Origin of the sequence: Nonomuraea monospora, from assembly GCF_039531895.1 — a bacterium.
GTDB lineage: Bacteria > Actinomycetota > Actinomycetes > Streptosporangiales > Streptosporangiaceae > Nonomuraea > Nonomuraea monospora.
Genome location: NZ_BAAAQX010000044.1, coordinates 14,738 through 27,390 on the forward strand (window position 1 = coordinate 14,738; position 12,653 = coordinate 27,390).

Sequence of the window (12,653 nt, forward strand, 5' to 3'; positions counted from 1 at the left end):
ATGACCACTTCCCGCCCCGCCACCGCCTTACCCTGGCCCCTGGCGGCCGTCGCCGCCCTGCTCGCGCTGCTCGCCACGTCCCTCGTCCCGATGCCCGCCGCCACAGCAGCCGCCGGCGCCGGCGCGGAGTCGCCGGCCGCGCAGGCGCTCGAACGGCTGATCGGGGCGTCGCGGGCCCAGCAGGTCACCCTGCGCACGATCGACAGGGGCACGGGCCCGGACAGGTTCGAGGTGTCGGCGGAGGGCGGCGGGCTCGTCGTCGCCGGCACGACGCCCGCCGTCCAGCTCACCGGCTTCGGCTACTACCTGCGCCACGTGGCGCACGCCGACGTCTCCATCAACGGCTCCCAGACGAACCTGCCGGAGCGGCTTCCGCTCCCCGCAGCGCCCATCGCCGAGGACTCCTCCGTGGAGCATCGCTTCGCGCTCAACGACACCAATCAGGGCTACGCGGGACCGTACCTGAGCTGGGAGGAGTGGCAGCGGCGGATCGACGTCCTGGCGCTGCACGGCATCAACGAGGTGCTCGTGTACGAGGGCCAGGAGGCCGTCTACCAGCGCACCTTCACCCAGTTCGGCTATTCGGAGCAGGAGATGCGCGCGTGGATCCCGCAGCCGGGCCACCAGGCGTGGTGGCTGCTGCAGAACATGTGCTGCACCGACGGCCCCATCTCCCAGCAGCTCATCGACCGGCGGGCCGAGCTCGGCCGCAAGATGACCGACCGGCTGCGCGAGCTCGGGATGACCCCGGTGCTGCCCGGCTACTTCGGCACCGTGCCGGCCGACTTCAAGTCCCGCAACCCCACGGCCAACACGGTCGCGCAGGGCACCTGGAACCGGCTGCCGCGCCCCCACTGGCTCGACCCGACGAACGCCCTGTTCACCCGCGTCGCGGCCCGCTTCTACCAGGTGCAGAACGAGCTGTTCGGCGCGAGCACCATGTACAAGATGGACCTGCTGCACGAGGGCGGCACGGCGGGCACGGTCGACGTCGCGCGCGCCTCGCAGGCGGTGCAGCGGGCGCTGAACACCGCCCACCCCAAGGCGCTGTGGACGATCCTGGGCTGGCAGAAGAACCCGCTTCCCGCGACGCTGCAGGCCATCGACCGCAGCAAGATGTTCATCGTGGACGGCATCAGCGAGGAGCCCGGCATCACCGACCGGGACAAGGACTTCCTCGGCACCGGCTACGCGTTCGGCACGATCTGGAACTTCGGCGGCCACTTCAACCTCGGCGCCCGGCTGACGGTCTGGAACGAGAAGTTCCACGCCTGGCGCGCCAAGCCCGGCACGGCGATGAACGGCATCGCGCTGATGCCCGAGGCCATCGACAACAACCCGGCCGCCGTCGCCTTCTTCGCCGACCTGCCCTGGCAGGACGGCCCCGCCGACCTGCCCGCCTGGTTCGACGGCTACGCCACCGCCCGGTACGGGGGCGACGACCCGCACGCGAAGGCGGCCTGGCGCATCCTGCTCGACACCGTCTACACCTGGCCCGCCGCCGCCGACAGCCGGCACGTGACCGGCCTGTACGACGACGAGCCCGGCCTGTCGAACACCGGCTACCCGCTGCCGTACGACATCGCCGCCTTCGACCGGGCGCTCGACGAGCTGCTCCAGGTCGGCGAGGGGCTGCGCCAGTCCGGCGCCTACCGCTACGACCTGGTCGACGTCGCCCGGCAGGTGCTGGCCAACCACAGCCGGCTGCTGCTGCCCAAGATCCGCGCCGCCTACCGCAGCCGGGACCTCGACCGTTTCGAGACCCTCACCGCCCAGTGGCTGGACTGGACGCGCCGGCTGGACCGGCTGCTCGGCACCGACGAGAACTTCCTGCTCGGCGCCTGGCAGGCCGAGGCCCGCCGGCAGGCCGCCACCCCGGCCGAGGCGGCGACCCTGGACTACAACCTGAAGTCGCTGGTCACGCTCTGGGCCACCGGCACCGATCTGCAGGACTACGCCCGCCGGGAGATGAACGGCCTGGTGGGGCAGTACTACGCCAAGCGGTGGGAGCTGTTCTTCGCGAGCCTGGCGACCGCGCTGCGCGCCGGCAAGGAGTACCCCGCGCCGATCGACTGGCAGGCCGTCGCCCAGGACTGGGCCAAGGCGGGCACCGACCTGGCCGCCGAGCCGAGCGGCGACGCCTACGCCGAGGCGGGCCAGGTGGCCGCGCTGCCGTACGGCTCGGTGAGCGTCGGCGCCGACCGCAAGGGCGTCAAGCCGGGCGGCACGGTGCGCGTCACCGCTGCCTTCACCAACGGCAACACGCTGCGTCCCGCCGGGCAGGTCGCGCTCCGGCTCGACGCCCCGGCCGGCTACCAGGTGCAGCCGGCCTCTCCGACCGGCGCCGATCAGGTGGCCGCCGGCGGGACGTTCACCGCGTCCTGGACGGTGACCGCCCCCGTCGACGCCGCCCCCGGCCAGACCCCGGCGCTGACCGCCACCGCCACCTGGGGGCCGGACGCCCTCCCGGAGAAGGCCGTGACGCACCTGCTGATCGGCGGTGCCGCCCCCGCCTCGTACCGGACCATGGCCAGCGCGCCGGCCGAGTTCGCGCCCGTCACCGGCGGGGTCGCGATCGCCGCGGGCGGCGCGGACCTGTGGCGGGCGACCAATGAGCTGGCCACCGCCTACCGCAAGGACGCCCTGGCCGCCGGCCGGCAGCTCACGAGCACCGTGCAGCGGCAGGACGGCGCGGCCGACTGGACCCGGGCCGGGCTGGTGGTGAGCAACGACCTGGCCGCCACCGGGTCCGCCGGCTACGCGAACATCGCCGTCACCCCGGGCCGCGGCTGCGTCTTCGGCTGGGACTCCAACAGCGACGGGCAGCTCGACTCCTATCGCGAGATGGGCGGGTTCGCGCCGCCCGTACGGGTTCGCATCGGCAAGTCGGGCGACCGGCTCACCGGCTCCTGCAGCACCGACGGCAAGAACTGGTCGGTGGTGGGGTCCGCGCGCGTCCCGGGCGCGGAGGCCACCCTCGACGCCGGCCTCTTCGTCAGCGCCGCCAACCGCCACACCGGCCAGGAGGCGATCGCGGTGCTGACCGACCCCGTGGCGGCCCCCTCCACCGCGCGCGACGCCGCCGCGGACACCCTGCGCAGCCTGAACAAGCCGGTCAAGGCGCTGAGCTGGGAGACCAACCGCGACCCTGAACACGCCAACGACGGCGACCGGGCCAACTCCCCGTACTTCGCCGGCCAGATGGACTGGGGCAGCACCTGGTGGCAGGTGGACCTCGGGGCGGTCAACGACCTCTCCCGGGTCAACGTGCGCACCTACGTCTCGGGGGAGCGTTACTACGAGTACCGGCTGGAGGGCAGCCTGAACGGCACCACCTGGTACACCATCGGCGGCCGGCGAGGTCCCCAGCCCGCCACCGACGCGGGCGACACGATGACCATGGAGGCCGCCGCCCGCTACGTGCGGGTGATGGGCACCCACAACAGCGCCAACCTGTCGTTCCACCTGTCGGAGGTCAGCGTCTACGGCAAGCAGCGGTGACCCGGAAGGGGGTGTGCCTAGGTCCACCCCCTTCTCGGCGTTCAGGTGCATACCGGCTCGTCTCCGCTCTCTCTAGCCTCGGGATCACACCCGACGACTCGAGAACGGAGCGCGCCATGAGAACCGATCCCCGCCCCGCGCCACCCGCACGGGGCGGTGCGTCCCCGCAGCGGCTGTGGTTCGCCGACAACCTGCGGATCCTGCTGACCTCGCTGGTGGTGCTGCACCACGTCGCCGTCATGTACAGCGGGCTGCCGCTGTGGTACTACATCGAGCCGCCGACCAGCGCGGCGGCAGGAGCCGTCCTGTCGATCTTCGTGGTGGTGAACCAGGCGTGGTTCATGGGCGCGTTCTTCCTGCTGTCCGGCTACTTCACGCCCGGCTCCTACGACCGCAAGGGGCCCGGCGCGTTCCTGCGCGACCGGCTGATCCGCCTGGGGATCCCGCTGGTCGTATTCTACTTCGTGCTCAGCCCGTTGCTGCACGCCGGTTCCTTCCCTGACGGCTCTCCTGTGGCGGCCTACCTGGACACGATCGGCACAGGGCCGCTGTGGTTCGTGCTCGCGCTGCTCGTCTTCGACGTCTGCTACGCCGCCTTCCGCGTGGCCGCCGCCCGGCGCGCGCCGCGCGAGCGGGCCGCCCGGCCGCTCACGTTCCCCGTGGTGCTCGGCTTCGTGGCGGCGCTGGCCGCGGTGACGTACGCGTTGCGGATCGTGCTCCCGTCGGGCACCTGGGTGCCGATCATCGACTTCCCGAGCGTCGCTTACCTCCCCCAGTACGTCGGCTTGTTCGTCGCCGGCGCCGTGGCCTACCGGCGCGGCTGGTTCCACACGATCACCCCGCGCGCTGGCTGGGCCGGGTTCGCCCTGGCCGCCGTGGCCAGCGTGGTGTTCCTGCCGCTCGCGCTGGCCGGCGGGCTGGAGGCGTGGATGGGGCGCGGCACCCTGAGCTCCCTGTTCTTCGCGCTGTGGGACTCGGCGTTCGCGGTCGGCGCCGTGATCGCGCTGCTCGCCCTCTTCCGCCGCAGGCTGGACGGCCAGGGGCCGCTGGGCCGCTACCTGTCCGCGCACGCGTTCACCGTGTACGTGATCCACGCGTTCGTGGTGACCCTGGCCGGTCTCGCGCTCGGCGGCCTGGCGTGGCCGACATCGGCGAAGTTCGCGCTGGTGGCCGTGGTGACGCTGACGGCCTGCTTCGCGCTGGCGGGCCCGATCCGGCGGCTGCCGGGCGTCCGCAGAGTCCTGTGAATCCGGGACCGCCATCCAGGCGCATCCAGCCGTCGAACTACAGGTGTGAGAAGAATCCTGGCGTCACCGCCGGCCAGGTGGCCTGGCTCGGCGTCGTCGCGCTCGGGCCCCGGCGTCCCCGCCCGCGCACTCGCTGTGCTCGCCGTGCTCCTCGCCGCGGCCTTCGTCGTCGCCCCGCGCACGCTGGCGGCGAGCAGGCCGGACGGCGGTTTCGCCGATCAGCGCAGCCTCGTCCAGACCCTCGGCAAGGCGTTCGTCGAGTACTGGAGGTCCGGCAACCGGGATCTCCCCCCGAGCTTGAACAGGGTCGTCGACTACTGGTCCCGTTACCACGTGGCCAAGGCCGTGATCGCCGCGATCCTGCTGATCGTGCTCGTCGCGCTCGGCGTTCTCCTCTGGAAGGCGTTCCTGAGGTCCGGCGCTCTCGGGGCGGTCAGGAGGGCCGCCCTCGCGTCCACCGGCGTGCTGGTCACGATCCCCGCGCTGTTCTCGCTGTTGGTGGTGGTGGCCAACGTGCAGGGCGCGGTCGCGCCCTTCGCCTCGCTGCTGTCGCTGCTGCCGGCCGGCGCCTCCGACGGAGCGCTCGCCGACACGATCCACCAGGTCAGACAGGGGCTGGCCGAGCCCGCGGGCGCGGGTCACCGGACCCCGCCCGCTCTCGAAGTGATGATCAGCGACTATGCGCTGTACCACCTGACGCTGGTCGTGACGGGTTTCGTCGTGGCGGTCGTGCTCACCGGCGTGAGCGTCGTGTTGTGGACGGCGTCCGCCAGAACCGGGTCGCCCGACAGGCGGACGAGGCGCGTGCTGAGGTCGTTCGGCGTGCTCGCGGCGATGTCGTCGCTGATCATGTTCGTGGTCGTGGTGGCGAACATGACCAACGTGGCGGACCCGGCGCCGGCGCTCCTGGCCTTCTTCGACGGCGGATGGTGATCGCCGGCCGTGCCGCCCACCGCGAAGGCACGCGCTACGGAGTGAGAACCACCTTGTTGCACTCGTCCTGCTTCTGCTTGAACAGCTCGAACCCGCGCGGCGCCTCACTGAGCGGCATCCGGTGCGAGATGACGAAGCTCGGGTCGATCTCGCCCGCCCGGATCCGCTGCAGCAGCGGCTCGGTGTAGCGCTGCACGTGGCACTGGCCGGTACGGATGGTCAGCGACCGGTTCATGACGGTGCCCATCGGGAACTTGTCGACGAATCCGCCGTAGACCCCGATGACGGACACCACGCCGCCGTTGCGGCAGGCCATGATGGCCTCGCGCAGCACGTAGGGGCGTTCGGTCTCCATCCGGGCGGCCTGCTTGGTGCGGTCGTAGGCGTACATGGCCGGGGTCGGGTGGTGGGCCTCCATGCCGACGGCGTCGATGCAGGCGTCCGGGCCGCGCCCGCCGGTCATGTCGCGCAGCGCCTCCAGCACGTTCACCTCCTCGTAGTTGAGGACCTCGGCGCCGGTGCGCAGAACCCGCCGCAGCCGGTACGGGAAGCGGTCGATGACGATGACCCGGTCGGCGCCGAGCAGGAACGCGCTGGCCGCGGCGAACTGCCCGACCGGCCCCGCGCCCCAGATGGCGATCGTCTGGCCCGGCTTGATGTCGCACATCTCCGCGCCCATGAAACCGGTGGGGAAGATGTCGGACAGGAACAGCACCTTCTCGTCCGGCAGGTCGTCCTCGACCTTGACGGGGCCGACGTCGGCGAACGGGACGCGCGCGTACTCGGCCTGCCCGCCGGGGAAGCCGCCCAGCATGTGGGAGTAGCCGAAGATGCCGGCGGGCGCGTGGCCCATCAGCTTCTCGGCCATCCCGGCGTTGGGGTTGGAGTTCTCGCACACCGAGTACAGGCCGTCCTGGCAGGCGAAGCAGGCGCCGCAGGCGATCGGGAAGGGCACCACGACGCGATCGCCGAGGCGCAGGTTGCGCACGCCGGGGCCGAGCTCGACGACCTCGCCCATGAACTCGTGGCCGAGGATGTCGCCCTTCTTGACGGTCGGGATGTAGCCGTCCACGAGGTGCAGGTCGGAGCCGCAGATCGCGGTGGAGGTGACGCGGACGATCGCGTCGCGGGCGTTGAGTATCCGCGGGTCCGGGACGTCCTGGATCTCCAGGCGGTTGCGGCCGGTCCACACGTTGGCCTTCATGCCCGTCCTCCGATCGGTTGTGCGGGACGCTGGTGGAGCTGGCGCAGGGCGCGGTGGCCCTCGGGGCTGCCCTCGGAGCGGACCACCTCGCCGGTCTCCATGACCTGCTTGAAGCGGCGCAGGTCGTCGCGGACCTGCTGCTCGGGGTGCTCGCCCACCATCCGGGCGACGGCGGCGGCGAGCCGGCGGCCGGGTGCGCCGTACTCCAGTGAGACGTCCACGACGGTGCCGCGCCCGCCGGGGCCGTCGGTGAAGCCGACCAGGCCGGCGGTGGAGACGCCGGTGCCGGGCACGGACCGCCAGGCGATCAGGTCGCCGGCCTGGTCGTCGATGATCTCGGCCTCCCACTCCAGGTCGACGATCGGGCCCCTGGCCTTCCAGCGGGAGCGGCGCTGGTCGATGGCGCGCACCGAGTCCAGGTGGACCATGAAGGAGGGCAGGTTCTCCAGCTCGCGCCAGAAGCGGTAGACCTCCTCGCGCGGCTTGTTGATCGTGATGGAGGCGCGCACCTGCAACGGGCCCTTGGCCTTGGCGGTGCCGCGCCGGGCACAGGCGGCGTCCAGGGCGGTGATCCCGGCGACGGCGGCGAGCGCGGCCAGCGCGCGGGTGCGGCGGGCGCCGGTGCGGTTGGCGGCGGCCCTGCCGAGGACGCCGAGGTCCATCGTGTCGCCGGCGACCCTGGTCCACGCCCACTGGGCGGGGTTCCTGGCGCCGAGCAGCAGGGCGGCGTGCAGGAGTTCGCGCCCGCCGACGAGCCTGGCGACGGTCGTGGCCCCGGGCGCGTCGTCGACGCCGCACAGGCGGGTCACGGCCCGTGGCGCCGCCAGTTGCGCCGCGCCGAGTGCGAGGCTGGTCCACCCGAGTGCACGGGCGAATCTGTCGGTCATCATGTGTCCTAACGCAGGTTGCGGTGGTACGTGCGTACGCCGCAGGCGGCCCCCGCGGCCTCCGTCCCTTGCCCCCGACAAAACGGATGACACAGGGATAAAAGGCGCGCGTCGCCTGGATGGCCGGCTGCGGGGTCAGGCCCGGGGTGCGCCGGCGCCGGCCTGCGGGCCTTTGGCGAACTCCCGCACGATGCGCTCGCAGAAGGCAGGCAGGTCGTCGGGCGACCGGCTCGTGGTGATGTTGCCGTCGGTGACGACCGGCTCGTCGACCACCTCGGCCCCGGCGTTGCGCAGGTCGGTGCGCACGCTCGGCCACGAGGTCAACCGGCGGCCCCGCGCGACGTCGGCCTCGACGAAGTTCCACGGGCCGTGGCAGATCGAGGCGACCGGCTTGCCCGACTGGACGAAGTCCCGGACGAAGCGCACCGCGGCGGGTTCCATCCGCAACTTGTCCGGGTTCACCGTCCCGCCCGGCAGGAGCAGCGCCTCGTAGTCGTCGACCGACACCTCGCCGACCAGCCGGTCCACCGGGAAGGTGCCGGCGTCTTCGAGGTCGTTGTCACGCGCCTGGATCTCGCCGCCGCTGATGGAGACCACGACGGTGCGGGCGCCGGCGTCGTCCAGCGCCTGCCGCGGCCGCTCCAGCTCCACCCGCTCCACCCCGTCGGCCGCGAGGATGGCGATCCGGCGTCCGCTCAGCTCTCCGGCCATGTCAGGCACCCGCCCCCGCCATCGCCGGGTGCAGGACGACCTTCGTCCAGCCGTCGTCCCGCTTGTCGAAGTGCTCGTAGGCCTCCGGCGCGCGGTCGAGGGACAGCTCGTGGCTGACGATGAAGGACGGTTCCGCCTTGCCCGCGGCGATCAGGTCGCGCAACTGCCGGTTGTACTTCTTGACCGGGGCCTGGCCGCTGCCGATCTGCTGGCCCTTGAACCAGAACATGCCGTAGTCGAAGGCGAGTTTGCCCTGCTTGGCCAGCTCGTCGCCGGCTCCGGGGTCCTGGGGCACGAAGACGCCGACGCAGCCGATCGTTCCGGTGAAGCGCACCGAGGCGACCAGCCGGTTCATCGTCAGGTTGGGCTGCTCCTGGCCGTCGGGCGTGTGCGCCTGATAGCCGACGCACTCGCAGCCGTTGTCCGCGCCCAGCCCCATCGTCTGCTCCAGCACGGCCTGTACCGGGTCGACCTTCGAGTCGTCGATGGCGATCGCGCCGATCGACTCGGCCAGCCGCAGCCGGTCGGGGTGCCGGTCGACGACCATCACCTTGCTCGCCCCACGGATGGTCGCCGAGAGGGCGGCCATCAGCCCGACCGGGCCCGCGCCGTAGATGACCGTCTGGTCGCCGGGCCGCACGCCGGCCATCTCGGTGGCGTGGTACCCGGTCGGGAAGATGTCGGCGAGCATCACGTAGTCGCTCTGGCGCTGCTCGGCGTCCTCGCCCAGCCGCAGGCAGTTGAAGTCGCCCCAGGGCACGCGCAGCAGCTCGGCCTGTCCGCCGCCGTACGGGCCCATGTCGGCGAAGCCGTAGGCGGCGCCGGCCATGTTCGGCTCCGGCTGGGCGGTCAGGCAGTAGTTCGTGAGCTGGCGTTCGCAGTTCTTGCAGTGCCCGCAGGCGATGTTGAACGGCAGGACGACCCAGTCGCCCACCTGGACCTTGTCGACCCCCGTGCCGACCTCGACGACCTGGCCCAGGTTCTCGTGCCCGAACCAGCGGCCGGGCTCGAAGTCGGTCCGTCCCTCGTACATGTGCAGGTCAGAGCCGCAGATGTTCGCGGACGTGATCCGTACCAGGACGTCGGTCGGCCGCTCGATCCGCGCGTCCGGCACGTCCTTGACGCTGACCTGCCGTGGCCCCTCGTACACCACTGCCTTCATGACGATCTCCCCGTCGCAGATGCCTCCCTCCCCCAGGGCGGCCCCCCAGCCCGATACCCCCAGAAAACTTCTCAAACGCGGCTTGACGAGCACTAACCGTTACATACATCCTGGTCGTGCCGCCGGATCAACGGCCCCACAGGCAACCCATGGCCCGATACATCTCGCATGTGTCGCTTCGCGGTGGGTAGTCACTGCCGGGATTCCGCTCGGCTACCGGCGAGGAGCGCCCATGGCCATCAGTGAGCAGCATCGGCCGGAGGTCGTCGTCGGGCTCGTGGCGACCCCGCCGGACTATCCGGCGCACGTGGTCACGCGGCTCGCCGCCGAGCTGGCCGACCGGCTCGCCGAGCAGGTGGACCCGGACGTGCGGTGGACCGTCCGGGCAGGCTGGGGTGACTTGCCTCCGCGCCGCGACGGCGGCGTCGAGGCGCTGCTCGACGATCTCGCCTGCCGGCGCGCCGACGCCCGGTGGGACGTCGCCATCTGCCTGACCGACCTGCCGCTGCACGCCGAGCGGGTGCCGCTGGTCGCGCAGACGTCCGCCCGGCGCCGGGTCGCGGCGGTGTCCTTGCCCGCGCTGGGACTGCGCCAGTTGCAAGCGCTCCGCGCCGCCGTCCCGGGTCTCGTGGGACGGCTGCTCACCGACACGCCCGAGGAACGGGTGCCGCTGACCGGCCGGGCACCAGCCGAGCTGACCGGCCAGGTCGCGGCCATTCACCGGGTGGTCGGCGGGGCCGAGGTCGGCGACCTGGGCTACGTCGCCTCGCGGCTGGCCGGCCGGGTGCGGCTGCTGACCGGGATGATCCGGGCCAACCGCCCGGGACGCGCCCTGCTGGGCCTGTCCAAACTCCTGGCCGGCGCCTTCGCCACGGCCGCGTTCGCGCTCACCACCAACACCATCTGGGAGATGGGTGACGCGCTCGGCGGGCTCCGCCTCACCGTGATCATGCTTCTCGGACTGACCGCGCTGGTGACCTGGCTGATCATCGCGCACGACCTGTGGGAGAAACCGGGCCGGGAGACACCGGCTGAGCTGGCCCGGCTGTTCAACCTGGGTACGATCCTCACCCTCACCCTGGCCGCCGCGGTGTCCTATCTGGTGCTGTTCGCCGGAACGGCACTCGTCGCGGCGCTGCTGATCGACACCTCCGTGCTGGAACAGAACCTGCAGCGGCCGGTCGATCTCACCGACTACCTGACCCTGGCCTGGATCATCAGCTCATTGGCCACCGTGGGTGGCACGATCGGTTCCGGGCTGGAGGACGAGGACACGGTGCGGGCCGCCGCTTACGGCTACCATCCCGAACCCGGCGGCTGGCGGGACGAGAAGGACACGTAGGAAGACCGTTCATGCGTTCTCCTGGTGGTTGGCTGAACGGGACCCCGGTGTCCTGCGGTGCACGGCCATCGCCGCTCCGAGGGCGAGGGCGGCATATCCGAAGGCCACGCCCAAACCTGCCCATGGCGGGAGCGGGTAATAGCCCTCGATCAGCGACGGGCCGACGTCCACATGCGAGAACGCCGGGACGCTCTGCGTGATCGCGAACCCCGCGGCAGGGGTGATCACCAGCAGCCACGGCGCCATGCCCGCGCTCACCAGCAGGTAGGGCACGACGACCAGCGCAAGGCCCAGCCCGACGGCGACGATGCCCCGCCTGACCAAGGCGGCGAGGCTCAGCGCCAGCACGGCGGCGGCCGTGGTCAGCGCCGCGTAGCCGACGATCACCCGCGACTCGGTCCCCAGAGTGATCGGCTGAACCGGGTTCTGATGGGCACGCAACAGCGCCAGTCCGGCAGGAACCACGGCCCCCGAGGCCACCAGCCCCGCCACGAACGCGACCGCGCCGATCACCGCGGCCTGGGCCGCCAGCCGCCGCACGGGATGCGGCCCGGCCATGGAGTCGAGCCCACGTCTGAAGAACGTGACCGCCGCCACGAGCACCGGGATCAGCCCCACGGCCCCGCCGATCAGCGTGAGGTCGGCGCGTATGCCGCCCTCCACCGAAGCGGGCCCGATGTCACCGCCCCCGGTCACGATGAGCTTGTCGCCGGACTCGACAACCCCACCGGGATGATGCGGGGTCTCACCGTCGGACTCCATGACGACGCCGACATCATCGCCGCGCCACGAACCGTCGGCGCCCCGCAGCGTGATCCGGTCGAAGGTGGCGGTGGCCTGGGCGAAGGCTTGCGCCATGTCCCACAGGGCGCCCGGCGAGGTGACGAACAGCCCGATCTGCACCGTGTCCGGCAGCCCGGTCAGCTTGACCGTGCCGACCTCGGTCCACGTCTGGCCCTCGTCCGACTCGTAGCCGGTGATGGTGTCGCCCGACCTGGTCAGCCGCAGCCACTGCGGGCCGTTGTGCGGGCCGCCGGGCAGGTCGTGGGTGTAGTTGTACTGCATGCGTACGCCGTGCGCTCCGGTGAGCATGACGGCCGCGTACGGTGTGCCCTGCTTGAGGCTCTGCCTGACCAGCAGCCCCGCCTTCGCCCACGGCACCACGCCCTCCTTGACGTTGCGCACCCCGGGTACGGCGTCCGGCAACCGCACCTGCCCGGTCAGGTCCGACACACGGGCGGTGATGCTGCCGTTGCCCTGGAGCGGCTGATGCACGAAGTAGTACTTGTCCCTGACCGCCGTGCCGTCGGGCCCCACCAGGGGCGCGGGGCAGGGGCCCTCTCCCTTCCCGGTCACGCAGGTGCTGCGGGCGCTGCCGGCGATCAGCAGTCCGAGCGACACGGTGACCAGCACGGAGGCCGCCATGGCGAGCGCCCAGCCGCGCACGGCACGGAACCTGGCCCACTCCGCGTACAGCACCTGAGAGAAGCGGTCCCGCTGACTGGATCGGTGCGGCGTTGACGAACTCATGCCGACGGTTGTACGCGGCACCCGGTCGCAGCCGGGTCGCAGCGGCTGCGACCCGGCTGCGACCGGGGATCTGTCATCGTTGAGTCATGGCACCTCGACCCGGCAGCCGATCCAGCCGCCCCGCCCGCGCGACGAC

9 protein-coding genes are annotated in these 12,653 nt (G+C 71.8%); 4 read left to right on the forward strand and 5 right to left on the reverse strand.

What is annotated here, in order from left to right:
• The 3 genes from ABD331_RS50670 (at position 1) to ABD331_RS50680 (ending at position 5,681) form a co-directional block, all read left to right on the forward strand.
• Positions 1 to 3,501: an alpha-N-acetylglucosaminidase TIM-barrel domain-containing protein gene (locus tag ABD331_RS50670; RefSeq protein WP_344492939.1), complete on the forward strand. Its 3,501-nt coding sequence runs from the start codon at positions 1 to 3 to the stop codon at positions 3,499 to 3,501.
• 116 nt (positions 3,502 to 3,617) lie between these two features.
• Positions 3,618 to 4,748, forward strand: coding sequence for an acyltransferase family protein (locus ABD331_RS50675; RefSeq protein ID WP_344492941.1), 1,131 nt, complete (start codon positions 3,618 to 3,620; stop codon positions 4,746 to 4,748).
• Positions 4,749 to 4,793: 45 nt separating this feature from the next.
• Positions 4,794 to 5,681, forward strand: a complete 888-nt coding sequence (locus ABD331_RS50680) for a hypothetical protein (RefSeq protein ID WP_344492943.1) — start codon at positions 4,794 to 4,796, stop codon at positions 5,679 to 5,681.
• 34 nt (positions 5,682 to 5,715) lie between these two features.
• On the opposite strand, the gene ABD331_RS50685 is transcribed toward ABD331_RS50680, so the two are convergent.
• From ABD331_RS50685 to ABD331_RS50700, 4 genes are all read right to left on the reverse strand, one after another.
• Positions 5,716 to 6,885 carry a zinc-dependent alcohol dehydrogenase gene (locus ABD331_RS50685; protein WP_344492945.1) on the reverse strand — a complete coding sequence of 390 codons (1,170 nt, stop codon included), beginning with the start codon at positions 6,883 to 6,885 and terminating at the stop codon, positions 5,716 to 5,718.
• On the reverse strand, positions 6,882 to 7,772 hold the full coding sequence (locus tag ABD331_RS50690; protein WP_344492947.1) for an SRPBCC family protein: 891 nt from the start codon (positions 7,770 to 7,772) through the stop codon (positions 6,882 to 6,884). The genes ABD331_RS50685 and ABD331_RS50690 overlap by 4 nt, the downstream gene beginning before the upstream one ends.
• Before the next feature lie 135 nt (positions 7,773 to 7,907).
• Positions 7,908 to 8,483: a type 1 glutamine amidotransferase domain-containing protein gene (locus tag ABD331_RS50695; protein WP_344492949.1), complete on the reverse strand. Its 576-nt coding sequence runs from the start codon at positions 8,481 to 8,483 to the stop codon at positions 7,908 to 7,910.
• A gap of 1 nt (position 8,484) precedes the next feature.
• The gene (locus ABD331_RS50700) at positions 8,485 to 9,645 is read right to left on the reverse strand and encodes a glutathione-independent formaldehyde dehydrogenase (protein ID WP_344492951.1); all 1,161 of its coding nucleotides are present in this window, start codon (positions 9,643 to 9,645) and stop codon (positions 8,485 to 8,487) included.
• 232 nt (positions 9,646 to 9,877) lie between these two features.
• On the opposite strand from ABD331_RS50700, the gene ABD331_RS50705 reads away from it, so the two are divergent.
• Entirely contained in the window at positions 9,878 to 10,987 is a 1,110-nt protein-coding gene (locus ABD331_RS50705) for a hypothetical protein (RefSeq protein WP_344492953.1), read from the forward strand.
• A 9-nt stretch (positions 10,988 to 10,996) separates the two neighbouring features.
• Here the strand turns inward: ABD331_RS50705 and ABD331_RS50710 are convergent, their stop codons facing one another.
• On the reverse strand, positions 10,997 to 12,517 hold the full coding sequence (locus ABD331_RS50710) for a DUF1349 domain-containing protein (protein WP_344492954.1): 1,521 nt from the start codon (positions 12,515 to 12,517) through the stop codon (positions 10,997 to 10,999).
• Positions 12,518 to 12,653: the final 136 nt, after the last annotated feature.